20 protein-coding genes are annotated in these 23,548 nt (G+C 68.3%); 12 read left to right on the top strand and 8 right to left on the bottom strand.

The annotated features are described in order from the left end of the window. Positions 1–243 precede the first annotated feature (243 nt). Positions 244–1,413: a mechanosensitive ion channel family protein gene (locus AB3X07_RS17730; RefSeq protein WP_369944800.1), complete on the top strand. Its 1,170-nt coding sequence runs from the start codon at positions 244–246 to the stop codon at positions 1,411–1,413. Positions 1,414–1,649: 236 nt separating this feature from the next. Here the strand turns inward: AB3X07_RS17730 and AB3X07_RS17725 are convergent, their stop codons facing one another. Together AB3X07_RS17725 and typA are read right to left on the bottom strand one after the other, a co-directional pair. Beyond that, complete coding sequence (locus tag AB3X07_RS17725; RefSeq protein WP_369940020.1) at positions 1,650–2,132, bottom strand: DUF2127 domain-containing protein; 483 nt, start codon at positions 2,130–2,132, stop codon at positions 1,650–1,652. A 16-nt stretch (positions 2,133–2,148) separates the two neighbouring features. Next, positions 2,149–3,978 (bottom strand): translational GTPase TypA, encoded by a 1,830-nt coding sequence (typA, locus tag AB3X07_RS17720; protein ID WP_369940018.1) that lies wholly within the window; start codon positions 3,976–3,978, stop codon positions 2,149–2,151. A 199-nt stretch (positions 3,979–4,177) separates the two neighbouring features. On the opposite strand from typA, the gene AB3X07_RS17715 reads away from it, so the two are divergent. The 6 genes from AB3X07_RS17715 (at position 4,178) to AB3X07_RS17690 (ending at position 10,518) form a co-directional block, all read left to right on the top strand. Continuing rightward, positions 4,178–4,672 (top strand): peptidylprolyl isomerase, encoded by a 495-nt coding sequence (locus tag AB3X07_RS17715; RefSeq protein WP_369940017.1) that lies wholly within the window; start codon positions 4,178–4,180, stop codon positions 4,670–4,672. Between the two features lie 96 nt (positions 4,673–4,768). Further along, complete coding sequence (locus AB3X07_RS17710) at positions 4,769–5,140, top strand: glutaredoxin family protein (RefSeq protein ID WP_369940015.1); 372 nt, start codon at positions 4,769–4,771, stop codon at positions 5,138–5,140. Positions 5,141–5,173: 33 nt separating this feature from the next. After that, the gene (locus AB3X07_RS17705) at positions 5,174–6,160 is read left to right on the top strand and encodes a malate dehydrogenase (RefSeq protein WP_369940013.1); all 987 of its coding nucleotides are present in this window, start codon (positions 5,174–5,176) and stop codon (positions 6,158–6,160) included. A gap of 120 nt (positions 6,161–6,280) precedes the next feature. Next, entirely contained in the window at positions 6,281–7,012 is a 732-nt protein-coding gene (locus AB3X07_RS17700) for a DUF4189 domain-containing protein (RefSeq protein ID WP_369940011.1), read from the top strand. 329 nt (positions 7,013–7,341) lie between these two features. Beyond that, a complete protein-coding gene (locus AB3X07_RS17695) occupies positions 7,342–9,852 on the top strand; it encodes a prolyl oligopeptidase family serine peptidase (RefSeq protein ID WP_369940010.1) in 2,511 nt (836 codons plus the stop codon). Between the two features lie 399 nt (positions 9,853–10,251). After that, a complete protein-coding gene (locus AB3X07_RS17690) occupies positions 10,252–10,518 on the top strand; it encodes a hypothetical protein (protein ID WP_369940009.1) in 267 nt (88 codons plus the stop codon). A gap of 266 nt (positions 10,519–10,784) precedes the next feature. Here AB3X07_RS17690 and AB3X07_RS17685 read toward each other — a convergent pair whose 3' ends face one another. Next, complete coding sequence (locus AB3X07_RS17685; protein WP_369940008.1) at positions 10,785–11,642, bottom strand: LysR family transcriptional regulator; 858 nt, start codon at positions 11,640–11,642, stop codon at positions 10,785–10,787. Between the two features lie 263 nt (positions 11,643–11,905). On the opposite strand from AB3X07_RS17685, the gene AB3X07_RS17680 reads away from it, so the two are divergent. The 4 genes from AB3X07_RS17680 to AB3X07_RS17665 all read left to right on the top strand — a co-directional run bounded on the left by AB3X07_RS17680 (position 11,906) and on the right by AB3X07_RS17665 (position 16,506). Next, positions 11,906–12,748 (top strand): alpha/beta hydrolase, encoded by an 843-nt coding sequence (locus AB3X07_RS17680; RefSeq protein ID WP_369944798.1) that lies wholly within the window; start codon positions 11,906–11,908, stop codon positions 12,746–12,748. 183 nt (positions 12,749–12,931) lie between these two features. Next, on the top strand, positions 12,932–13,858 hold the full coding sequence (locus AB3X07_RS17675; RefSeq protein ID WP_369940006.1) for an acyltransferase family protein: 927 nt from the start codon (positions 12,932–12,934) through the stop codon (positions 13,856–13,858). A gap of 152 nt (positions 13,859–14,010) precedes the next feature. Next, the gene (gene prpE, locus AB3X07_RS17670) at positions 14,011–15,888 is read left to right on the top strand and encodes a propionate--CoA ligase (RefSeq protein ID WP_369940005.1); all 1,878 of its coding nucleotides are present in this window, start codon (positions 14,011–14,013) and stop codon (positions 15,886–15,888) included. Between the two features lie 69 nt (positions 15,889–15,957). Next, positions 15,958–16,506: a hypothetical protein gene (locus AB3X07_RS17665; protein ID WP_369940004.1), complete on the top strand. Its 549-nt coding sequence runs from the start codon at positions 15,958–15,960 to the stop codon at positions 16,504–16,506. 109 nt (positions 16,507–16,615) lie between these two features. Here AB3X07_RS17665 and AB3X07_RS17660 read toward each other — a convergent pair whose 3' ends face one another. From AB3X07_RS17660 to AB3X07_RS17640, 5 genes are all read right to left on the bottom strand, one after another. Then, positions 16,616–17,224 (bottom strand): glutathione binding-like protein, encoded by a 609-nt coding sequence (locus AB3X07_RS17660; protein WP_369940003.1) that lies wholly within the window; start codon positions 17,222–17,224, stop codon positions 16,616–16,618. A gap of 79 nt (positions 17,225–17,303) precedes the next feature. Further along, positions 17,304–17,765 carry a cell wall hydrolase gene (locus AB3X07_RS17655; RefSeq protein ID WP_369940002.1) on the bottom strand — a complete coding sequence of 154 codons (462 nt, stop codon included), beginning with the start codon at positions 17,763–17,765 and terminating at the stop codon, positions 17,304–17,306. 491 nt (positions 17,766–18,256) lie between these two features. After that, a complete protein-coding gene (locus tag AB3X07_RS17650) occupies positions 18,257–18,379 on the bottom strand; it encodes a hypothetical protein (RefSeq protein WP_369940001.1) in 123 nt (40 codons plus the stop codon). 453 nt (positions 18,380–18,832) lie between these two features. Beyond that, positions 18,833–19,729, bottom strand: a complete 897-nt coding sequence (locus AB3X07_RS17645; protein WP_369939999.1) for a glycerophosphodiester phosphodiesterase family protein — start codon at positions 19,727–19,729, stop codon at positions 18,833–18,835. A gap of 23 nt (positions 19,730–19,752) precedes the next feature. Continuing rightward, a complete protein-coding gene (locus AB3X07_RS17640) occupies positions 19,753–22,245 on the bottom strand; it encodes a TonB-dependent receptor (protein ID WP_369939998.1) in 2,493 nt (830 codons plus the stop codon). 114 nt (positions 22,246–22,359) lie between these two features. On the opposite strand from AB3X07_RS17640, the gene AB3X07_RS17635 reads away from it, so the two are divergent. Next, a complete protein-coding gene (locus tag AB3X07_RS17635) occupies positions 22,360–23,481 on the top strand; it encodes an ROK family protein (RefSeq protein WP_369939997.1) in 1,122 nt (373 codons plus the stop codon). The last annotated feature ends 67 nt before the right edge of the window (positions 23,482–23,548 follow it).

Here is a 23,548-nt window from a genome sequence, read left to right as displayed (position 1 = left end):
TCCTGCACCCGTCATGCCGGCACTGCGTCCGGATGCGGGAGTGCACTTCGTGCCGTCCTGGGTGTCGTGCGCTGATGCGCTCATGCGCCCGGCTCCCGGTGCCGTGTCTTGCACGCATGCCTGCGTCGACCTGGCGGTACCCGCATCCCGCTATCTTGGCGCGCGCAGCGCTCGACACGGCGCTTATGTTCGCTTTGCCACAATGGCGCGTCTCCTCCCCCCATCAAGGAGCGCATCTTGAATCTGGATCTGGATTGGATCCCGTGGCGCGACTACACCCTGCCGATCGGCGCCGCGGTCGTACTCGGCTTCCTCGCCTGGTGGTTGCTGTTGCGCATCGCGCAGCGCATGCGCGGGCGCGACTACCGGCGTGCGCGGATCATCGGCGTGGTCAGCGTGCCGATGGCCTTCCTGCTGCCGATGCTGCTGCTCAGCTTCGCGCTGGAATCCACGCCGCTGCAAGAGCGCGCGTTGACCGACCTGCAGCACCTGCTGCACATCGGCATGATCGGTTGCGTGACCTGGCTGCTGGTCCGCGGCGTCGCCGCGCTGGAACGGGCGATCCTGCGCAGCTATCCGATCGAGGTGGCCGACAACCTGACCGCGCGCCGCGTGCAGACCCAGACCCGGGTGCTGGCGCGCGTGGTCATGGGCACGATCGTGCTGCTCGGCACCTCTGTGGTGTTGCTGACCTTCCCGGCGGTGCGGCAGATCGGCACCACGCTGCTGGCCTCGGCCGGCATCATCGGCCTGGTCGCCGGTATCGCCGCCAAGCCGGTGTTCGGCAATCTGATCGCCGGCCTGCAGATCGCCTTGACCCAGCCGATCCGGCTCGACGACGTGGTCATCGTCGAGGGCGAGTGGGGCCGCATCGAGGAGATCGGCAGTTCCTACGTGGTGGTCCGCATCTGGGACAAGCGGCGGATGGTGGTGCCGCTGACCTGGTTCATCGAGAACCCGTTCCAGAACTGGACGCGCAGCAGCGCCGACCTGCTCGGCACCGCGTTCCTGTGGCTGGACTACCGCACGCCGATCGCGCAGGTGCGCGCCGAGCTGGAACGGATCTGCAAGAGCGAGCCGCTGTGGGATGGCCAGGTCTGCGTGACCCAGGTGACCGAGACCAGCGAGCGCACGATCCAGGTGCGCTTGCTGGTCAGCGCGCGCAACTCCGGCGATGCCTTCGACCTGCGCTGCATCGTGCGCGAGCGCATGATCGACTTCCTGACCCGCGAGCATCCGTACGCCTTGCCGCGGACGCGGGCGGAGATCGTGTCGGAAGCGGAGCGGCCAGCGCGTCCGGCGCCGGCCGCGGCCATGGATTCGGCGGCAATGCGTTCGCCTGGCGCCGAGGACGGCACGCCGGCGGCGGAAGTGGCGCAGGAGTCGTCGGCGCTAAGGCCGGAGCCGGAGTAGGGCTGTCGGGTGGTGTCCGTGGGCCAGCGCCCGGCGTACGCCGATGTGGTCCGCGAACGCATCGGGCGCCGCATCTGCCGCAGTTGTAGGCGCGGCTTCAGCCGCGACACCATGCAGCCGGAACCGCCGCCGCAACACAGCGTCCGGGCAGTTTGATGCCGCCGGACGGTTCAGGTCGCGGCTGAAGCCGCTCCTACAGGGAGACAGGGGGCGGACTGGATGCGGGCCGGCGGCGCTCAGCGCGCGGGGCGGCGCCGGCGCCGGATCAGGTCGCGGGCCAGGATGCCGACCACGGCGAGGTTGATCGCCAGGACCGCCCATGCGGCCCAGCCGGGGTGGCGCACGATCGCGTAGACGTCGAACGGCAGATAGATCGCGGCGGAGACGCAGCCCAGCATCGAGGCCCAGGCCTTGGCGCGCCACAGGCCCCAGGCTTCGACGATGTGCAGCACGCCATAGGCGAGCATGCCGGCGGCGGCCAGGTGCACCGCGCCGGGGTTGATCATGGTCAGCAGCGAGGGCAGGGCACCATGGTCCGGGTCCAGGCTGAAACGCACGATCAGCTTGTCCACGCCCGCGCGCAGCGGGGCCGGACCCATCAGTTCCAGCCCCGTGGCCGCCAACACCGCGAGCAGGCCCTTGCCGGCCTCCAGCAGTGCGATCAGGTGCAGGCCCGGATGCGCGTGCGGATCCGGGTTGTACGCCTTGTCGGCGGCCATGGGCGTGCGCTGCCGCTTAGCCCGCGCGACCGGCGCGCTTGCGCTCGTTCTCGGTCAGGTGCTTCTTGCGCAGGCGGATTTCCTTCGGGGTGACTTCGACCAGTTCGTCGTCCTCGATGAAGTCCAGCGCCTGCTCCAGCGTGTACTTGATCGCCGGGGTCAGCTTGATCGCATCGTCCTTGCCCGAAGCGCGCATGTTGGTCAGCGGCTTGGTCTTGATCGCGTTGACGGTCAGGTCGTTGTCCTTGGAGTGGATGCCGACCAGCTGGCCTTCGTACACGTTGTCGCCTTCGGCGGCGAACAGGCGGCCGCGCTCTTCCAGCGGGCCCAGCGCGTAGGCGGGGGTGGCGCCCGGCGCGTTGGCGATCATCACGCCGTTCTGGCGCTTGGCGATCGCGCCCTGTTCCTTCGGGCCGTAATGGTCGAACACGTGGAACAGCAGGCCCGAGCCCTGGGTCAGGGTGCGGAACTCGTTCTGGAAGCCGATCAGGCCACGCGCCGGGATCATGTAGTCCAGGCGCACGCGGCCCTTGCCGTCGGGTTCCATGTTCTTGAGCTGGCCCTTGCGGGTGCCCAGCTTCTCCATCACGCCGCCCTGGTGCTGCTCCTCGATGTCCACCACCAGCTGTTCGACCGGCTCCATCAGCTTGCCGTCGATCTCCTTGATGATGACTTCCGGACGCGACACCGCCAGTTCGAAGCCCTCGCGGCGCATGTTCTCGATCAGCACCGACAGGTGCAGTTCGCCGCGGCCGGAGACCAGGAACTTGTCGGCGTCTTCCAACTGCTGCACCTTCAGCGCCACGTTGTGCACGGTCTCGCGCTCCAACCGGTCCTTGAGCTGGCGGCTGGTCAGGAACTTGCCGCCGGACAGGTCCTTGTTGCCGGCGAACGGCGAGTTGTTGACCTGGAAGGTCATCGAGATGGTCGGCTCGTCCACGGTCAGCGGCGGCAGCGCCTCGGGGGCCTCCAGCGCGCACACGGTGTCGGAGATGGTCAGTTCCTGGATGCCGGAGATGGCGACGATGTCGCCGGCCTGCGCGCTGTCCTGCTCGATCCGCTCCAGGCCCAGGAAGCCCAGCACCTGCAGCACCTTGCCCTGGCGCTTCTTGCCTTCGCGGTCGATCACCGCCACCGGCATGTTCTTCTTCAGCACGCCGCGCTGGATGCGGCCGATGCCGATCACGCCGACGAAGTTGTTGTAGTCCAGCTGGCTGATGCGCATCTGGAACGGGCCGTCCGGGTCGACGTCCGGCTTCGGCGCGTGCTGCATGATCGCTTCGTACAGCGGGGTCATGTCGCCGTCGCGCGCGCTGTCGTCCAGCGAGGCGTAGCCGTTCAGCGCCGAGGTGTAGACGATCGGGAAGTCGAGCTGCTCATTGGTCGCGCCGAGCTTGTCGAACAGGTCGAACACCTGGTCGATCACCCAGTCCGGGCGCGCGCCCGGGCGGTCGATCTTGTTGACCACCACGATCGGCTTGAAGCCCATCGCGAACGCCTTCTGGGTCACGAAGCGGGTCTGCGGCATCGGGCCGTCCATCGCGTCGACCAGGATCAGCACGGTGTCCACCATCGACAGCACGCGCTCCACCTCGCCGCCGAAGTCGGCGTGTCCGGGGGTGTCGACGATGTTGATGCGGTTGCCCTGCCAGGTGATGGCGGTGTTCTTGGCCAGGATGGTGATGCCGCGTTCCTTTTCCTGGTCGTTGCTGTCCATCACGCGCTCGGCCAGCACCGTGCGCTCGGACAGGGTGCCGGACTGTTTCAGCAGGCAGTCGACGAGGGTGGTCTTGCCGTGGTCGACGTGGGCGACGATGGCGATATTGCGAAGATTTTCGATGGACATGCGAAAGGGGGCCAGCCGGCGCCAGAAGGAAGGAAAGGAAGCCACCTAGTATACCCGGATCCCGTGACGCCTGCCGGCGCCCCGCGGCGGCAGGCCGGGCGGGCCCGTTCAGGTGCCGGCGGCGGGCGCGGGCGAAGCCTGAACAAGGCGCCGTGTATCCTAGGCGCCCCTCATGACGCCCCCGTTTCCAAGGAATCCCATGTCCCTGATCGCCCATTTCGACACCGCCCGCGGCCCAATCAAGATCGAGCTGTATCCCGACAAGGCCCCGCTGACCGTGGCCAACTTCGTGAACCTGGCCAAGCGCGGCTTCTACGACGGGCTGAACTTCCACCGCGTGATCGCCGACTTCATGATCCAGGGCGGCTGCCCGGAAGGTTCCGGCCGTGGCGGCCCGGGCTACCGCTTCGAGGACGAGACCAACAACGGCGTGCGCCACGACCGCGGCGTGCTGTCGATGGCCAATGCCGGCCCCAGCACCAACGGCAGCCAGTTCTTCATCACCCACACCGCCACCCCGTGGCTGGACGGCAAGCACACCGTGTTCGGCAAGGTGATCGAGGGCCTGGAGGTGGTGGACAGCGTCGCCCAGGGCGACGCGATCAACAAGATCACCATCGAAGGCGATGCCGACGCGGTGCTGGCGGCCAAGGCCGACCGCGTCGCCGAGTGGAACCGCACCCTCGACGCCTGATCCGGCGCTGTCCGCGCGCCCGGTCCCAGGGCCGGGCACGCGGACCCTGCGTGCTACCATTTCCCGGTTGACTGCCGCACCCGACCACCGATGACGATGCGTCCCCTTGTGTTGTGCCTGCTGCTGCTCGCCATCGGCGGCGGCGTGCACGCGTGGTGGCGCGGTGCGGCCTCGGCGCCGTCGGCCGCACTGGCCGCCGGCGACCCGCGCCTGCTGACCGGCGACGCCGGCATCGTCATGCTCGCCGCCGAATGGTGCGGCTACTGCCGCCGGCAACAGGCCGATTTCGAACGTGGCCAGGTCCGCTACCGCGTGCTCGACGTGGACCAGGAGGACGGCCGCCTGGCCGCCGCCGCGCTGGGCCGCGAGAACGTGCCGGTGACCGTGATCGGCCAGCACGTGATCGACGGCTATGACCCCGCCGCCCTGGACGCGCACCTGCAGCCGCTCGGCTACCGCATCTACTGACCCTTTATCCCTTTTTTAGCAGAGGAACCCCCCATGAAGACACCCGTACGTGTTGCTGTGACCGGCGCCGCCGGCCAGATCGGCTATGCCCTGCTGTTCCGTATCGCCTCCGGCGACATGCTGGGCAAGGACCAGCCGGTGATCCTGCAGTTGCTGGAACTGCCGATGGAGAAGGCCCAGGCCGCGCTGAAGGGCGTGATGATGGAGCTGGAGGACTGCGCGTTCCCGCTGCTGGCCGGCATGGTCGGCACCGACGACGCCGAAGTCGCGTTCAAGGACGCCGACATCGCCCTGCTGGTCGGCGCGCGCCCGCGCGGCCCGGGCATGGAGCGCAAGGACCTGCTGCTGGAGAACGCCAAGATCTTCACCGCGCAGGGCGCGGCGCTGAACAAGGTGGCCAAGCGCGACGTCAAGGTGCTGGTGGTCGGCAATCCGGCCAACACCAACGCCTACATCGCCATGAAGTCGGCGCCGGACCTGAACCCGAAGAACTTCACCGCCATGCTGCGCCTGGACCACAACCGCGCGCTGAGCCAGTTGTCGCTCAAGCTCGGCAAGCCGGTCGGCGGCATCGAGAAGCTGGTGGTGTGGGGCAACCACAGCCCGACCATGTACCCGGACTACCGCTTCGCCACCGCCGACGGCGTCTCCATCGCCGACGCGATCAACGACCAGGAATGGAACGCCGGCACCTTCATCCCGACCGTGGGCAAGCGCGGCGCGGCGATCATCGAGGCGCGCGGCTCGTCCTCGGCCGCCTCGGCCGCCAACGCCGCCATCGACCACGTGCGCGACTGGGTGCTGGGCAGCAACGGCAAGTGGGTGACGATGGGCGTGCCGTCCGACGGCTCCTACGGCATCCCGGAAGGCGTGATGTTCGGCTTCCCGGTGACTACCGCCAATGGCGAGTACACGCTGGTCAAGGACCTGCCGATCGACGACTTCAGCCAGAAGTACATCGACAAGACCCTGGCCGAGCTGGAAGAAGAGCGCAGCGGCGTGGCGCACCTGCTGGGCTGATCGCTCGAGATCCGTGAGCGAGAAGACGCCGGGCTTGCCCGGCGTTTTTCGTTCGCGGGGCCGTGCATGCGGCGGCGACAGGGTTAGACTGCGCGGCTTGGAACGAGCATGGAGCGCACGATGCATCAACGGATATGGGGTTTGCTGCTGTTGCTGGCGGCGGGATTGGCGTGGTCCGGCTCGGCCAAGGCCTGGCAGTCCTGCCAGGACGTGGTGGTCGGCATGTACAACAATCAGCCGGTGATGCAGAGCCAGTGCACCTGGCTGGCCGGCGCGGTCGCGCTGGATCCGGCGACCCGGGCGATGGGCTCGGTATGGAACTACAGCGACGCCGATGAGGCCAAGGCCGCCGCCGCGCGCGATTGCGGTCCGTCGTGCCTGGTGGTGAGTTTCTACGACGACTACTTCTATTTCGCCGCCTCGGACGAGGACGTCATCGGCTATGCCCCGACGGCGGAAGCGGCGCTGCGGCAATGCGAGCTCGCCAAGCCGGGCGTCCGCTGCGACGTGGTCGTCTCGGCCGGCAGTGGCGGTCGCGCCGTGTACTGGTACTTCAATGCGCTGGGCTACAACGGGACTCGGCAGAAAGCCTATGCGGTCAGCGGCGGCACGCGTCGCAGCGATGCCCGCCAGGCCGTGCTGCAGGCATGCGGCGGCGAGGCGGACTGCTTCGCCTACGTGCATCAGCAGCCGCACGCGGCGATGGCGCTGGGCGAGGATGGCAAGCTGTACGCATCGGAGGGCAGCAGCGCCTGGCAGGCGCGGCGCGCGGCGAAGAAGTACTGCGCCGGCGAGCAGAGCAAAAAGGCCAAGTGCGAGATCGTGGCCGAGACCAGCAAGGCCGCCCCCTAGGGCGTGTCACCACTCCCCGCGACATGCTCGGGGATTGGTGACACGCCCTAGTTCCGGACCTGCCCGCGCGGGGCACGCGGGCGCTACGCCAGCGCATGGGCCGAAGGCGCCACGCTGGCGCGGCGGTGACGGCCGCGCGCCGCAGACCATTCCACGACTGCGCGCGCGACAGCCGGCCTCGGCGGCGCGTCGTCGCCATTCGGCTCGGCCTCGGCCAGGTGCAGTCGCTCGATCGCCGCATCGGTGGCGACAGGGCCATGACCTTGCTCCCGCGCGCCACCGTTCGCGGGTGTGCTAGGTTTTTGCGGCCATCGATTGGGGGACACAGCATGACGCGCGCGCCGTACCGTTGGATCGGAGGGCTGGCGCTCGCCAGTCTGTTGCCTCTGGCCGCCAGCGCCGCGGAGAGCGGCTATCGGCAGCCGCCCGAGCCGCTGCTTGGGGTGATGCGCGCGCCGCTCAATCCCTCGCCGCGGCTGGATCCCACCGGCAAGACCCTGCTGCTGGTGCAACGCACCCAGTATCCGCCGATCGCGCGCGTCGCCGAGCCCTACCTGAGGTTGGCCGGCGTGCGCGTGGAACCGCGCACCCACGCCCGCCACGACATGTCCAACGGCTACGGCATCCGGGCCTGCCTGGAAGGCTTCTCGCTGGTCGACGTGGCCAGCGGCAAGCAGACCGCGGTGACCCTGCCGGCCGGCGCCTGCCCGGCGCAGCCGGTGTGGTCGCCGGACGGGCGTCGCTTCGCCTTCAACAACACCGCCGCCGACCGCGTCGAACTGTGGCTGGGCGACGTCGCCAGCGGCGCGGTGCGGCGCATCGACGGCGTGCAGCTCAACCCGGTGCTGGGCGGTGAGATCCAGTGGCTGGGCGGCAGCGACACGCTGCTGGTGCGGACGGTCCCGCAGGACCTGGGGCCGGCGCCGGTCAAGCAGGCGGTGCCGCCGGGACCGGAGGTGAAGGAAAGCATCCAGGGCAAGGGCGAGAGCAGCACCTACGAGGCGCGCGACACGCTGTCCAGCCCGGAGGACGAGGCTTTGTTCACCTACTACGCCACCTCGCAGTTGCTCACCGTGGATGCCGCCAGCGGCAAGCAGACCAAGGTCGGCGCGCCGGCGGTCTACAGCGTGGTCGATGGCGCGCCCGACGGCCGCCACATACGCGTGGAGCGGCTGAAGCGGCCGTATTCCTACGTCACCACCTACGGCCGTTTCGCCCACGACGTGGCGGTCCTGGACCTGGCCGATGGCGGCGAACGCGTGCTGGTCACGTTGCCGGTCGCCGATCGGGTGCCCGTGCAGGGCGTGCCGACCGGGCCGCGTGCCTATGGCTGGCGCGCCAACCAGCCGGCCACCCTGGTCTGGGCCGAAGCGCTGGACGGCGGCGACTGGAAGGCGACCGTTCCCGCGCGCGATCGGCTGCTGACCCTGTCGGCGCCGTTCACCGGCAAGCCGCGCGAACTGGCCAAGGTGACCCAGCGCTATGCCGGCCTGTCCTGGTTCGCGCAAGGCGGCCAGGCGCTGCTGGACGAATACGACGAGAACCGCCACTGGCGCCGCACCACGCTGCTGGACGCTGACCGCCCCGGCACGCCTGGGCGCGTGCTGTTCGACCTGTCCACCGACGACCTGCACGCCGATCCCGGCAACCCCGAGCTGCGCCGCCTGGCCAACGGCGAGTACGTGCTGCACGAGGACAACGGCGCGCTGTTCCTGAACGGGCAGGGCGCCACCCCGGCCGGCGACCGTCCGTTCCTGGACCGCTACGACCTGGCGACCGGCAAGACCCAGCGCCTGTTCCGCAGCGAGGCCACGGTGGACGAAGCCTTCGCCGGATTCGCCGGCGACGACACCACCCGCCTGCTGACCTGGCGGCAGTCGCCGAGCGAGCCGCCCAACGTCTACCTGCGCACGCTGGGCCAGGCGCAGCCGGCCGCGGCGGCGGGCGAGGCGGTGGTCGCCTCCAGTCTGGCGCCGGTGACGCGCTTTCCCGACCCGACCCCGCTGGTGCGGCAGATCAAGAAGCGGCTGGTGACCTACACGCGCAAGGACGGGGTGGAACTGTCCTTCACCCTGTATACGCCGCCGGGCTACAAGGAAGGCACGCGGGTGCCGGCGATCCTCTACGCCTATCCGCTGGACTATGCCGAAGCCTCCAAGGCCGGCCAGGTCAGCGGCGCCAACGAGCGCGATTTCACTCGCCTGTCTTCCTACCAACTGCTGCTGCTGGCCGGCTACGCGATCATCGACGATGCCGCGTTCCCGATCGTCGGCGACCCCAAGAACGCCTACGACACCTACCTGCAGCAGTTGGTGGAGAACGCGCAGGCGGCGGTGGACAAGGCGGTGGCGCTGGGCGTGGTCGACCGCGACCGCATCGGCGTCACCGGGCACAGCCACGGCGCGCTGATGGCGGCCAATCTGCTGGCGCATACCGACCTGTTCCGTGCCGGCGTGGCCACCAGCGGCAGCTACAACAAGACCCTGACCCCGTTCGGCTTCCAGAACGAGCGGCGCTCGTTCTGGGCGGCGCCGGAGGTGTACGCGCAGGCCTCGGCGTTCTTCCATGCCGACAAGATCAACGAACCGCTGCTGATCGTGCATGGCATGGACGACGCCAATCCCGGCACCGAGACCACCCAGGCGCCGCGCCTGTTCCAGGCGATCCGCGGCAACGGCGGCACCGCGCGGCTGGTGCTGCTGCCGTTCGAACCGCACTGGTACACCGCGCGCGAATCCAACGAGGACGTGGTGGCGGAAATGCTGGAATGGTTCGACCGCTACGTGAAGCAGGCGCCGCCGCGTGCGGCGTCGGCGAGCGCGACGGCGCAGAAGCAATAGTTCGACGACCTGGGAGCGCACGATAAAATTGCGTGTTCTTTGCGCGCCAGGGTTGCTGGCGCTCACCGCATGCGGTGCTGTCGACACGGTGAAGAATGCGTACGCGCATTCGCAGGAGGTGGCGGGCGACCTGGAGAAATCGGTCGGCAGCAAACCGGCGATCGGCTTCAATTGGGCAAACGGCTCGCTGGTCCAGGTCACGGTCAGTTTCCAGGGCGTGCTGCACAAGCCGCGGAGCAGGTCGTGCAGCTCAGCAAGAGCTCGGTGGCGACGCGCTTCCAGCAGGCGCCGGCGAATGTGGTGGTGACGTTTACGGTGCCGGGGAAGTAGGTCCGTCTCCGGCGATTCATCCGACCGACGCCGCGTTGCGGCGCGGCTCGATCCAGGCGTGAGCAAGCCATGGCCAAGCCTTGTTATCCCGGTACAGCGATTCCCGTTCGTCGTGGCGACCTAGTCAAGTGGCACGATGACGAACTCCCATCGCGAGTGCTCTTTGTCGTCAGTACCGGCGATTTCCCGCCGGAGGAAGGCCTGGCCTCAAGAGAGTGGTTCCGGTCGGAGTTCGGCGAAGGCATCATGATCGACACGCCGACCGCGGGTCGGGTGCTCGAGTCGGAAGACTGCGCGAACCTGGTATTGCTGCGTGCGGTCGATGAGCGCGCCTGACCAAGCGCGTCCGAGCCGATGAGGGGCGGCATGAACTGCGCGACGCGGTACCGGCGCTCGATCGAGCAGCCGGAGGAGTTCTTGGCGGAGCGGGCCGAGGCATCGACTGTCAGCGGCCGCTGCAAAACCGCGAGTTCACCTGCGCGCGTCTGTGCGAGGAGAGCTTGCCTTCGCCGCGGTGCTGCCAAGATCAACGCGCCGCTGCTGATCGTGCAGGACACGGACCACGCCAAGTGCTGAGCGCAATGAATGCAGCCCGAGAGCCTTCAAGCACGGCCTTGGGATGAATACGACAGAAGCCATCGCTTGAATGCCTCCATCGCCGGCGTGGCAGGACGGCTCTTCAGCGCGGTCAGCCAGTAGGCGCCGGTGTTCACCGCCACGGGAAACGGCTGGACCAGGCGTCCGCTGTCGCGATCGCGTTCGAACATGCGCGCCGGCACCAATGCCACGCCGTATCCGTCGATGGCCGCCTGCGCCATCAGCGCGGAGGCATCGAACATTGGGCCGCGCGCCGGCATCGGCGCCACGCCTGCGGCGTCGAACCACGCCGCCCAATCCTGCGAACGGTAGGAGCGCAACAGCGGGACGCTGCGCAGGTCCTGCGGCGTTTGCAGGCGTTCGGCGAGCGTCGGCGAACACATCGGCGACAGCGGTGCATCCATCAGATGTTCCGCTTGCATGCCATGCCAGGCGCCATCGCCGAAACGGATCGCGAAATCCAGGCGCTCGCCGGCGACATCGACCCGGTTGTTGTTGGTGAGCAGGCGCAGATCGACGAACGGATAGAGCTGCTCGAAGTCTTCCAGCCTCGGCAGCAGCCATCCCACTGCGAACGTGCCAACGACGCTGACGGTCAGCACCTCGCGGCGGTGGCCGCGCTCGAACTGTTCCAGCATCCTGCCAAGCCGGGCGAAGGTGTCGCTTAGCGTCGGGACCAGGGCGAGGCCTTCGTCGGTGATCAGCAAGCCCTTGGAGGTTCTACGGAACAAGCGAACGCCCAGGCGCTCCTCGAGCGATTTCACCTGGTGGCTGATGGCGGCCGGTGTCACCGACAGCTCCTCGGCGGCCAGGGTGAAAGACAGGTGCCGCGCGGCGCTTTCAAAGGCCTTCAGGGCGTTCAACGACACCGCCATCCCCATGGCCTTGACATTAGATTTGCTTGAAGCTGCCAAGAGATAACATCCTTTGCGCGCACGCCTGACGGATCACACTATAGCGCCGACCAATTTCGGGAGGCATGGAAGTGAATCGAATCCTGTGGCGCATGACGTGTGTAGTAGGTTCGTTGTTTGTAGCGTGCGCCGCGCCGGCGGCGCCGAGCGCCGCGACTCCCGATCCAGCGCCAACGATCGGAATCTGGCAGGCGCCGGAGGGATTGGTGCAGATGCCGATCTGGCCGCATGCCGTGCCGGACGCGAAGGAAACCACGCGCAAGCCTGAAAGCGTGTCGACGCACGACGATCCCAAGGCACTGGGCGGCAATCGCTCGCAAGGCATTTTCGATGTCAGTGTGCCCACCATGACCGTCTACCCGCCGAAGGGAACCAATACCGGTGCGGCCGTGGTGGTGTACCCCGGCGGCGGTTTCGTCATGCTGGCCATGACCTTGGAAGGGACGGAAATCTGCGATTGGATCACCTCGCGCGGGATGACCTGCATCCTCTCCAAGTACCGTGTGCCGGGCGGTAATCATCATTACGACAAGGCGTGCAATTGCGCGGTCACGCCCAAGGAGCCTTTCGCCTTCCAGGACGCGCAGCGCACGATTCGGCTGGTGCGTGCGCATGCGGCCGAATGGCACATCGATCCCAAGCGCATCGGGGTGATCGGCTTCTCCGCCGGCGGGTTTCTGGTGGCGCAGACCAGCAACATCTTCGAATCGAGCTACGCACCGGTCGATGCGGCGGACAGGCTCAGCAGTCGGCCCGACTTCGCGATTGCGGCGTATCCAGGACACCTGTGCCGCGATGGAAAATTCAATCCCGGCTTCAAGGTTACCAGCCGCACCACGCCGACGTTCATTCTGCAGAACTGGGACGACCCCGTCGATGACGTCTGCAACAGCACGCTGTATGCGCAGGCGCTGCACGACGCGGACGTGCCGGCCGAAGTGCACTTGTTCGCCAATGGCGGCCACGCGTTCGGTCTGCGTCCATCGCCGCATCCCGTCGTGGAACTGTGGCCTGGGCTCGTGGAGCGCTGGCTGAAGGAGATCAGGATCTTGTAGCGGGAGTGGCCTTGCTTGGGGTTGTGCCGGCAAGGTCGGCACAACCCTGCCAAGAAACTGCCGTGTCGGGGTGGGGCGGCCTGCTTCGTGCAACCGCCACCGTGACGCGCATCGAGCGCAATGCCTGTGTCGGCGTTGCATGGCGTCACGCGTTCCATGGCTGGAATCCGGGAGGGAGCGAGGATGCACACGCCCGCGCGCAATAATTTCGATGCGCTGCGCCTGATGGGGGCGTTGCTCGTTCTGATCAGCCACCAGTTCGCGCTATCGGGGCGCAGAGAGCCGATGTTCGTCGGCGATCACTCGTTCGGCAACCTGGGTGTCCTCGTGTTCTTCTCGATCAGCGGCTATCTGGTTACGTCCAGTTGGCTGAACGATCCTCACATTCTCCGGTTTTGCGTGCGCCGAACCTTGCGGATGCTGCCGGCCCTGTGCGTGTCGATTCCGCTGACGTGGGCGGTGATCGGTGCGCTTGGGTTGACCGGTTTTCCCGACAACCCCAGGCATCTCACGAATGGATCTCTCTGGACGATCAAGTACGAGGTCTGCTGCTACGCGCTGCTTCTCCTGGCCGGCGTTGCCACCCGACGTCCAGCCGTCGTCCTGGCGATCGGCATGCTGTGCGGTTTCGTGCTGACGGGTGCGCAGCTGGGACCGAGCATGCTGGCGGACTTCGGGCTCTTCTTCGCGGCAGGCAGCTTGTTGCGAGCGTATCCGATCCTTTGCACCGCCTTGCCGAGTCTCGTCCTTGCGCTGGCAGGCTATGCCTTGCTACGCATCGATCAAACCAAGCTTGGCCTTGCCTTGATCGTTCCGCCGCTGACGGTTGCGATCGGCACGCGGTCGTGGATTGGCATGCGCGACCTCTCGCGATTCGGCGATCTGTCGTATGGCGTCTACATCTATGCGTGGCCCGTGCAGCAAATCGAGGTCGCGCTCATGGGAAGGGAGACGCCTTATCTCGAATTCCTGGCCATCACCGTTCCGGTGACGTTTGCGCTGGCGGCCGCGTCCTGGCATCTGCTGGAGAAAAAGGTGCTGCGCTTCAAGCCTGGCCGGCGGTCTGGGCGATGTGCGGTTGATGGCGAAAAGGACGCTCTGAAAGCGTAGCGGGCGCCAGTCGTCCATTCGGGCCGATGGCGCCTCGCGTCGCCACGGATTCGGGCGCCCTGCCGCCAGCCCCTTCGACCAAGGTCTGAACGACGCCCACGCCGCCGAAGGACTATGCTCGGAGCCGGTGCACCGGCCTTGGGAGGGGCGGCATGGACTATGCGACGCTGTACCGGCGCTCGATCGAGCAGCCGGAGGAGTTCTGGGCCGAGCAGGCCAAGGCCATCGACTGGCAACGGCCGCCGCAGAGCATCCTGGAGTACGACAATCCGCCGTTCCGGCGCTGGTTCGCCGGCGGGCTCACCAATCTGTGCCACAACGCGGTGGACCGCCATCTGCCCGAGCGCGCCGCGCAACTGGCGCTGGTCGCGGTGTCCAGCGAAACCGGGCAGACCCGCGAGTTCACCTACGCGCAGCTGCACGAGGAGGTGAACGCCTTCGCCGCAGTGCTGCTGCGGTTGGACGTGCAGCGCGGCGACCGCGTGGTGATCTACATGCCGAACATGGCCGAAGCGGTGTTCGCGATGCTGGCCTGCGCGCGCATCGGCGCGGTGCATTCGGTGGTGTTCGGCGGCTTCGCCGCGCACAACCTGGCGCTGCGTATCGACGATGCGGCGCCGAAGCTGCTGATCGCCGCCGACGCCGGCAGCCGCGGCGGCAAGATCATTCCGTACAAGCCGCTGGTCGATGCCGCCTGCGCCGAAGCCAGCGCGCCGCCGCCACGGGTGCTGATCGTCTCGCGCGGGCTGGATCCGGCGCAGCCGCGCGTGCCCGAGCGCGACTTCGACTATGCCGCGCTGCGTGCCGAGGTCGGCGATGCGCAGGTGCCGGTGGTGTGGCTGGAATCCAACGAACCCAGCTACCTGCTGTACACCTCCGGCACCACCGGCAAGCCCAAGGGCGTGCAGCGCGACGTCGGCGGCTACGCGGTGGCCCTGGCGCTGTCGATGCGCACGGTGTTCGATTGCGCGCCCGGGCAGACGATGTTCTCCACCTCCGACGTGGGCTGGGCGGTCGGTCATTCGTACAACGTGTACGGTCCGTTGATCGCCGGCTGCACCTCGCTGCTGTACGAAGGCCTGCCGGTGCAGCCCGATCCGGGCGTGTGGTGGGCGCTGTGCGAGAAATATCGGGTGCGCACGATGTTTTCCTCGCCGACCGCGATCCGGGTGCTGAAGAAGCATCCGGTCAGCCATCTGCGCGACCACGACCTGAGCGCGTTGCAATACCTGTTCCTGGCCGGCGAACCGCTGGACGAGCCGACCGCGCTGTGGATCGGCGAGGCGCTGGGCAAGCCGGTCATCGACAACTACTGGCAGACCGAGACCGGCTGGCCGGCGCTGACCTTGCTGCCCGGCGTGGAAATGCGCCCGGTCAAGCCGGGGTCGCCGGGCTTTCCCAACCTCGGCTACAAGATGAAGATCGTCGATGCGCACGGCGCAGAGGTGTCGCCGGGGCGCAAGGGCGTGCTGGTGATCGAGCCGCCGCTGCCGCCGGGCTGCATGACCACGGTGTGGAACGACGACGCGCGCTTCCTGCGCAGCTATTTCAGCCATTTCGACGAACTGCTGTACAGCTCGCTGGATTGGGCGATCCGCGACGACGAGGGCTACACCTTCATCCTCGGCCGCACCGACGACGTGATCAATGTCGCCGGCCACCGCCTCGGCACGCGCGAGATCGAAGAGGCCATCGCCGGTCACCCGCAGGTGGCCGAAGCGGCGGTGATCGGCATGCACGACGAACTGAAGGGGCAGGTGCCGGTGGTGTTCGCGACGCTGAAGACCCAGGCCGCGCCCGAGGCGGTCGCCGGCATCGTCGAACAGCTGCGCCAATGCGTGGTCGAGCGACTCGGCGCGGTAGCGCGGCCGGCGCAGGTGTACCTGGTGCAGGCGCTGCCGAAGACGCGCTCGGGCAAGTTGCTGCGGCGTTCGCTGCAGGCATTGGCCGAGCGGCGCGATCCCGGCGATCTGTCGACGCTGGACGATCCGGGCGCGCTGGACGAGATCCGCAAGGTGCTGCAGCGCTGAGACGCAGTGCCGCGCGTGCACGCGGCGCGCACGGTGATCGGGGTCGATGCGTAACCAGGGGGAGTGGGGATGAGCGAGCGCGGGCGGTATGCCAAGACCGAGGCGGGGCGGCAGGAGATCGCGGACCGCGCGCGGCGCCTGCCGGCGCAACTGCGCTCGATCCTGCTGGTGGTGGATGGACAGAAGGACGACGCCGCGTTGCAGCAGATCGTCGCCGGCCTGCATGCGCCGGACGATGCCTTGGCGCAACTGCAGCAGATGGGATTGATCACGCGCGGGGGCGATGCGGTGACGAGCGTGTCTGCCTCATCCGCTTCGGCACCGAGTGCGCCGCCGACGCAGGCGGATACGACTCTGGCGCCAGCCGAGCGAAGCGATGCGCCGGTGTCGCGCGAAGCGGCGCAGCGCTATTCGCAGTTGTACGAGGCGATGAGCGAGGCGGTGCGCAAACATCTGGGCTTGAAGGGCTACTTCATGCAATTGAAGATCGAACGCTGCGGCGATGCCGCCGCGCTCGAGACCCTGTTGCCGGAACTGACCGCGGCGCTGGGCAAGGCCAAGAGCCCGGCGCTGACCGCGCGCTGGCTGCAGGACACGCTAGGCGCCGATCCGTTGTAGGAGCGGCTTCAGCCGCGACAGGGGGCGTCAGGGACTCTGTCGCGGCTGAAGCAGCTCCTACCGGGGCGTTGCATGCGGGAAGCGGAGCGGACGCGCTAGCTTCGTGGACTCACTGCAGTCCTTCGGCCTGCAATGCCGCCTGCACCTGCGGGTCGGCCGCCATGCGCTCGAAGAAGCGCTGCAGGTGCGCGCCGTGTTCGATCTTCAGCGCGCGCGCCCAGCGCAGCGTGACGAACAGGTAGGCATCGGCGATCGAGCGCTGCGCGCCGGCGAGCCAGTCCTGCGTCGCCAGGTGCGCGTCCACGCGCGCAAACAGCGTGCGCAGGCGTTCGCGCGCATGCTCCTGGGTGCGCGCGATCGCCGCGGCGTCTTCCAGGTAGCGCGTGCTGCCGAACAGGGGATGGAATGCGGTGTGCAGATCCGCGTTGAGGAACGCGAGCCACCGCTGCACTTCCGCGCGGCCACGCGCGCTGCCGTCGCCGGCGAGTTGCGCGGCCGGCGCGATGTCGGCGATGTAGTTGAGGATCGCCGAGTTCTGGGTCAGCACCCAGTCGTCCACCTGCAGCACCGGTACCGCGCCAGCGGGATTGAGGGCGAGGTAGGCCGGCGCCTTCATCGCGGCGGCATCGAGCACCTGCAGGTCGAACGGCAACTGCGTCCAGCGCAGCGCGATGTGGTCGGCGAGCGAACAGGCGCCGGGTTTGGTGAACAGTTTCATTGCGCGGCTCCGCACAGACAAAGGGCCGGGAAGCGTACCCGGCCCTGCATGCGGTTGGCGAGCGCCGCGGCGGCGCGGATCAGGATGCGTTGCGCGGGCGCAGCTTCTGCACGCGGTAGAACGTGTGATCGCCGATCGTCGCCACCTGATACGCGTTGCGCCAGCTCGGGTTGGCGATCGCATGCGCGGCGAAATGGCTGGCGCCGGGCACGATTTCCTTGCGCTGGCCTTCCGGCAGTGCCCAGTTGCGCTCGGCGGCGAAGGCGACGTTGACCGCATCGGCCCACGCGTCGTCGTTCTTCAGTTCGGTGCCGGGCTTCACCAGTCCGGGTGCGAACTGCTTGCGCGCGGTCACCACCTGGCACATCGAGTTGCCCCACAGTCCGCTGTCCAGGCGCCGCAGCGCCACTTCGGCGACGGCTTGCTGGCCGCGCAAGGTCTGGTCGCGCGCCTCCAGGTACACGGTGGTGCTCAAACACAACGAATCGGCGGCGGGTTGCGGCAACAACTGCGACAGCCAGAGAATCCAGGCCAGCTTCATAGAACTCCTTGCTCCGTATGGGCCCTCATCGGCGCCGCGCCGGGTGGCGCGGCAAGACGATGTGGCTTGGCGTCATGGGGAGGCGGCCTGTCACGGGCCGCCCGGGTGCCGGCGCAATCTGGAGGCCGGCGGATCCGCCAAGATGGGCAGACCAGGAAGAGGCGCGAACGATAGGGGCCGCTTCCCGAATCGCAACTGAATCCAGAGTGTTGACAGAGTTCACGTTCTCTGTCGCGGCGATTTGTTGGGGAGCCTTCCAGTAACAATGGATGGCCTCACTGTAGGAGCGGCTTTAGCCGCGACGTTTTACTCCGAGTGCCTGTCGCGGCTGAAGCCGCTCCTACAGGGACAGCGGTGTGTTTCGTTGCGTGGCAAGCGAGCGATTGGATGTGTGCTGTTGCCGCAACGGCGTGCAGCTCAGGAAAACTGTCCGCGTTGCATCAGCATGGCGTAGACCTTCACCACCAGGTCGGCGTGTCCGGCCAGTTGCGTCAGGCGTTGATCACGATCCGGCCAGCGCTGTGCTGCTCGGCGAGCGCGCGCAGATCGCCGAACCAGGTGGCGTGGTCTTGCGCGTAGTACGAACTGCTTAGCAAAGTGGCGAGCAGGCGCATGCTGCGATCGCGCGCGGCGCCGGCCGGTGGTGCTTAACCGAGATTGGACGGCAGTTCGCGCAGGCGCGTGCGTTGTCGTCGCCGGTCGCGGCCTGCTGGCACGCGGTGATCGTGCTGGCCTAGTAACTCCATCGACGCTTTTCCCGTGGCGGACTGCCCACGCCCGCGGCAGGATCCAGCAACTGCGTGCGGACGCGCAGTCCAGCGCCGGGCGGAAACCGGGCGGTTTCTTTGCGCAGTTTCATCTGCTCTCTTCCGTTCGGGAGGCATGGAATGAAGTGAAGCGGGCGCAGCGCACCGCCATTGCCATGCACAGGGCGCGGTCGTCTGCAGCGCCATGCTCGAGGCGATGGATACCGTCCTGGTGTTGCACGCCGCCCGACTGAAACCTGACCCCTGGTCACGCGGCGCGCGATCATCGCACCGCGTCGCCACGAGTGGGACCGATGCCGGCTACCGGGACGTGTCCGTGCCGTGCAGGTAGCGTTGCAATGCCACCGGTTCGTCGGTCTGGATCATGCTCACGCCGCGCTTGCGCAGTCCGCCCCACACCGCGGCGGGATCGCGCAAGGCGCGCTGGTCGGTGTAGTCCGCCGACAGGCGCATCGGTTTTCCGCTGGCGATGTCGTTGGTCATGGTGTTGACGAACAGGCGCGCGTGCGGCGCCAGGTCGCGTTGCGCGATGTCCAGCACCGCCGGGTCGTCGAACATCAGCTGCACCACCGCCGGCCGCAGCGCCGCGGCGCGGCGCAGGGCCTGCTGCGGCGATAGCGGCGAGTCACGCTGCAGGTACAGCGCCTGCACCGCGATGCCGGCCTTGCGCGCGCGCTGCAGCACCGCCGCGGGCACGTCCAGCGGCACGTTGAGCAGCACGTCGCGTTGCGCGCCGGCGGCCTCCACCGCAGCGATCACCTGGTCCAGCGATGCGGCCTTGATGTCCAGGTTCACCAGTACCTTGCCGCGCGCCAGGGCCAGCGCCTGCGCCAGCGTCGGCGGATGCCGCGCGGTGAGCGTGCTGTCGGGTCCGCCGCCCCGGCTGCGCACGCGCAGCGCGGCGATCTGCGCCGCTTCCAGCTCGGCCACCGCGCCGTGTCCGTCGGTGGTGCGGTCCACGGTGGCGTCGTGCATCAGCACCAGCACGCCGTCGTGGGTGGTGCGCACGTCGATCTCGACCATGTCCACGCCGCGCGCGATGCACGCGGCGATGCCGTCCAGTGTGTTCTCCGAGGCGAACGTCCAGCAGGCGCGGTGCGATACCACCAGCGCGTCGCCGTGTGGATCGCGCAGGCGATCGGGCAGGCTGGGCGTCGCCGCCAGCGCCAGGATCGGCAGCGACAGCGCCACGCTCATCAACAGTCCTTGGCAGCGCATGCTCACCACCGCCAGGTCAACGAGGCGTTGTAGTTGCGGCCGAAGATCGGCCGCGCGTAGATCGCGTCGGCGGTGCCCTGGCCCGACAACGTATCCACGCGCGCGTTGCCTTCGGTCAGGCCGCGCGCGTTGCTGACGTTGGCCGCGTGCAGTTGCAGTTCCAGGTGTTCGCTCAGCCGCGCGAACAGGCCCAGGTCGTAGGTGGTGTAGGCGGGCAGGGCGGTGGCGTTGGTGTAGTCGACGTAGCGCTGGCCCATGCGGTAGGCGGTGGCCGACAGTTCCAGCGGTCGGCCGTCGATGTCGAAGTACAGGGTCGGGCTGAGCGAGGCCATGAACTTGGGAATGCGCGAGATCTGCTTGCCGTCCAGGTCGCCGTAGCTGAGGCCGGTGGTCGCGTTGCTCAGGCCGCGCGTCTGCGGATCCTGTAGCGTGGCCGAACCGGTGATGCCGAACAGCGGCGACGGCCGCCAGGTGAACTCCGATTCCAGGCCCAACGTGCGGGTCTTGCCGACCAGCGCCAGGCTCTGCACCGCGCCGCTGTTGTCGAGCACGATCGCGCTGATCGACAGCGCGTTGAAGCGGCTCCAGAAGCCGACCGTGGAGAAGGAGAAGGTGTCGCCGAAGCTGCCGCGCAGGCCGACCTCGGCCTGGTCGATGTCGGTGACGTCCGCGTTCTGGGTCTGGTAGACGTTCTGCAGCCGCGGCAGCCGCTGCGACTGGGTGTAGCGGGCGAAGGTCTGCAGCTGCGGCGTCAGGGCGAACTCCGCGCCCAGCGTCCACTGCGTGGCTTGGCGGTGATCGGTGCGCGGACTGAACGCGCCGCTGAGGCCGCCGACGTTGTCGTCGGCCAGCGTGGTCGGATCGCCGAGATTGCGCGTGGTGTTGGCGTACACGCCACCGTTGGCGTTGTAGCGGGTGTAGCGCACGCCGGCATCCAGGCCGAGGCGGCCGAAGCGCACCGAATCCCACAGGTACGGCGACAGGTAGGTGGCGTTGGCGAAGCCGCTGGTGACGCCGTTGCCGTAGCGCACGAAACCGTTCTGGGTGACCGAACCGACCACGTTGCCGGCGGCGTCGTAGGCCAGCACGTCCAGGCGCTGCGCGTTGTTCTGCAGCGTGGTCAGCACGGTGTTCTGCAGCCGGTCCTGGCGGAATTCGACGTGCTGCACATTGAGGCCGGCGGTGAGCGTGTGCTTGCCCAGCGCCGTGTCGTCGAACGCCTTGCTCAGGCGCAGGTCGTCGGACAGCGTGCGCAGGTGGGTGCGCGCATTCCACAGGCCGCTCTCCAGCACCAGGCCGTCGGCCGCGGCCGGATCGTAGGCGGCGCCGTTGCGGGTGGTGACGTAGCCGACCCGCGCCACCCGCGCACCGAAGCCGCTGCGCGCACGGCCGAGTTGGGTGCCGAGGTAGGCGTTGGCGTCGTAGGGCGCCGCGCCGGAGAACAGCGCGGTGTAGTCCACTTCGGCATCGACGAAGCGCATGCGGTTGTTGAGGCTCAGGCCGTCGCCCAGATCCCATTCCAGGTGCGTGCCGAGTTGCTTGACCTTGTTGTGGATGCCGTCGGCCAGGTCCAGGTTGCGCGCCAGCGGGCCGTTGCCGTCGAAGGTGAGCGCGGTGGTGTGGCGCAGGTCGTTGGACAGCAGCGTGCCGTCCAGCGGATCGAGCAGCGCCGACAGCGATTGCGACGGGTTGCGCGGGTCGGCGAGCGGGATCGGGTTGTAGAAGGCGGTGCGGTCGTCGAGGTACTTGGCGTCGACGTCGAGGATCGCGTCGCCCATCAGGAAGGTCAGGTTGCCGCGCAGCTGGCCGCCCTGGTCGGCGGTGTAGCCGGTGCGGCGCAGGCCGTCGTCGCTGCGGTGGTAGCCACCAATGCTGTACAGCACGTTCTCGCTGAGCGGGCCGGCACTGTAGGCGTCCTCGCGGCGCAGGCCGTCGCTGCCGACGGTCATCCGCACCGCGCCCTCGGGCGTGGCGGTGCCGTGGCGGGTGATGGCGTTGACCGTGCCGCCCGGCGCGTTGGTGGCGAACAGCGGCGAGGTGCCGCCGCGCACCACTTCCAGGCGCTCGGTCATCATGTCCAGCGCGAACAGGCTGTCGACGTTGAAGAAGCTTTCTTGCGGCTCGTCGAACAGGGTCAGGCCGTCCTCCTGGTATTGCACGTAGTACCAGCCGCCGGCCGGCAGGCCGCGCACGTACAGGTTCTGGCCGCCGCCCTGGCCGCCGGAGGGTTCGGCGGAGAAGCCGGGGACCGCCCGCAGCATGTCCACGCTGCTGCTCGGGGTGCTGCGCTCCAGGCGTTCCTTGGACACCACGCTGATCGCGAACGGCGCGTCCTTCTGCGACTGCCCCTGCGGCGTGCCGGTGACCACGATCTGGTCCAGCGTGGTGGTGGCGTCGGCCGGCGGCGCGTCCTCGGCGTGGACGGCGGTGGCGGTGCAGAGGATGGACGCCAGCGCGAGCGCCAGCAGGCTCGGGTGCGGAAAAGCGGTATGCATGAAACCCCCCAGTAAAAGAATGTGGGGTTAATACTATTTACCATGTATGAAACTTATATGTCCACATGCTAGGTTGTGGCGGTTCGTGCCTCCCTCGCGCTTTTCCGCCCGCCCATGCCGCATTCCGCTTTCCCGCCGCGCGTCAGCGCCGGCGGCCGCCAATTGCTCGACCGTGTGTTCAAGACCGGAGTACAGACCCAGGCAGCGCTTAGCCGCGATCTGGCCCTGTCGCAGCCCACCGTGGCGCGGCTGCTGCAGGGGTTCGTGCAGGAGCGCATGGTCCAGCTCATCGCCCGCGCCGCCGGGGGCCGCGGCAATCCCAGCGTCGACGTGCGGCTGGCGCCGGACTACGCCTACGCCTTCGGCATCGGCCTGGCGGGCGACGTGGTGGCGCTGGCGCTGGTGGACTTCGCCGGCAACGTGCGCGGCCAGCGCCGGATCGGCCTGGCCGACATGCGCCGCGCGCCGGTGCTGGCGCAGTTGCAGCGGTTTCGCGCCGAGCTGCTGGCCGAGAGCGGGGTGGACCCGGTGCGGGTGGTCGGCGTCGGCATGGCGATCTCGGCGTTCTTCACCGGCCAGGGCCGGCAGATGGCCGGGCCGCCGGCGCTGGAGGACTGGACCCAACTGGACCTGGTGCCGATCCTGGAAGAGGCCCTGGGCTGCGCGGTCACGGTGGAGAACGATGGCGCCGCGGCGGCGGTGGCCGAGAGTCTGTACGGGGTCGGCCGCGACTGCCGCGACTTCGTCTACCTGCATCTGACCAACGGCTTCGGCGGCGGCATCATCGCCGATGGCCGGTTGTTCCGCGGCTATCGCGGCAATGCCGGCGAATTCGGCGGCATCTGGACCGTCGGCGGCATGGCGTATCCGAATCTGGATGCGCTGTTGGCGTTGGTGCGCGCCGCTGGCGAGGACTACGCCGGGGTCGAGCAGATGCTCGGCGCGATCGAGGCGCACACCCCGGGCGTGGACGCCTGGCTGGACATGGCGCAGGCGCCGTTCTCGCAGTTGTGCGCGTACCTGTCCTACGCGCTGGATCCGCAGGCGATCGTGATCGGCGGGCGCCTGCCTGCCGCGATCGCCGAGCGCCTGATCGAGCGCATCCGCATCCCGCGCGCACCCAACCGGCACGGCCTGGCGCCGCCCTTGCCGCAGTTGTGCATCGCCCGCACCGTCGGCGACGCGGTGACCCTGGGCGCGGCGCTGATGCCGTTGCAGCGGGCGTTTTTCGCCTGAAGCACGCACGGTCGGGCGCGGTGCGCCGCGCCGCGTTGCCTCGCAGTGGCGTGGGCCGGGCGAGCGC

Source organism: Xanthomonas sp. DAR 35659 (assembly GCF_041242975.1).
Taxonomy (GTDB): domain Bacteria; phylum Pseudomonadota; class Gammaproteobacteria; order Xanthomonadales; family Xanthomonadaceae; genus Xanthomonas_A; species Xanthomonas_A medicagonis.
Note: the sequence above shows the minus strand (reverse complement) of the source record. Positions and strands in the feature narration are given on the sequence as shown.

Bases quoted from the DNA above. Each gene is read 5' to 3' on its own strand.
- AB3X07_RS17665 (WP_369940004.1), top strand. From the start codon at position 15,958: ATGAGCGAGCGCGGGCGGTATGCCAAGACCGAGGCGGGGCGGCAGGAG.
- AB3X07_RS17690 (WP_369940009.1), top strand. From the start codon at position 10,252: ATGGCCAAGCCTTGTTATCCCGGTACAGCGATTCCCGTTCGTCGTGGC.
- AB3X07_RS17705 (WP_369940013.1), top strand. From the start codon at position 5,174: ATGAAGACACCCGTACGTGTTGCTGTGACCGGCGCCGCCGGCCAGATC.
- AB3X07_RS17650 (WP_369940001.1), bottom strand. From the start codon at position 18,379: ATGCGCCTGCTCGCCACTTTGCTAAGCAGTTCGTACTACGCGCAAGAC.
- AB3X07_RS17635 (WP_369939997.1), top strand. From the start codon at position 22,360: ATGCCGCATTCCGCTTTCCCGCCGCGCGTCAGCGCCGGCGGCCGCCAA.
- AB3X07_RS17645 (WP_369939999.1), bottom strand. From the start codon at position 19,729: ATGAGCGTGGCGCTGTCGCTGCCGATCCTGGCGCTGGCGGCGACGCCC.
- prpE (WP_369940005.1), top strand. From the start codon at position 14,011: ATGGACTATGCGACGCTGTACCGGCGCTCGATCGAGCAGCCGGAGGAG.
- AB3X07_RS17695 (WP_369940010.1), top strand. From the start codon at position 7,342: ATGACGCGCGCGCCGTACCGTTGGATCGGAGGGCTGGCGCTCGCCAGT.
- AB3X07_RS17715 (WP_369940017.1), top strand. From the start codon at position 4,178: ATGTCCCTGATCGCCCATTTCGACACCGCCCGCGGCCCAATCAAGATC.
- AB3X07_RS17700 (WP_369940011.1), top strand. From the start codon at position 6,281: ATGCATCAACGGATATGGGGTTTGCTGCTGTTGCTGGCGGCGGGATTG.
- AB3X07_RS17710 (WP_369940015.1), top strand. From the start codon at position 4,769: ATGCGTCCCCTTGTGTTGTGCCTGCTGCTGCTCGCCATCGGCGGCGGC.
- AB3X07_RS17675 (WP_369940006.1), top strand. From the start codon at position 12,932: ATGCACACGCCCGCGCGCAATAATTTCGATGCGCTGCGCCTGATGGGG.
- AB3X07_RS17640 (WP_369939998.1), bottom strand. From the start codon at position 22,245: ATGCATACCGCTTTTCCGCACCCGAGCCTGCTGGCGCTCGCGCTGGCG.
- typA (WP_369940018.1), bottom strand. From the start codon at position 3,978: ATGTCCATCGAAAATCTTCGCAATATCGCCATCGTCGCCCACGTCGAC.
- AB3X07_RS17725 (WP_369940020.1), bottom strand. From the start codon at position 2,132: ATGGCCGCCGACAAGGCGTACAACCCGGATCCGCACGCGCATCCGGGC.
- AB3X07_RS17655 (WP_369940002.1), bottom strand. From the start codon at position 17,765: ATGAAGCTGGCCTGGATTCTCTGGCTGTCGCAGTTGTTGCCGCAACCC.
- AB3X07_RS17680 (WP_369944798.1), top strand. From the start codon at position 11,906: ATGCCGATCTGGCCGCATGCCGTGCCGGACGCGAAGGAAACCACGCGC.
- AB3X07_RS17660 (WP_369940003.1), bottom strand. From the start codon at position 17,224: ATGAAACTGTTCACCAAACCCGGCGCCTGTTCGCTCGCCGACCACATC.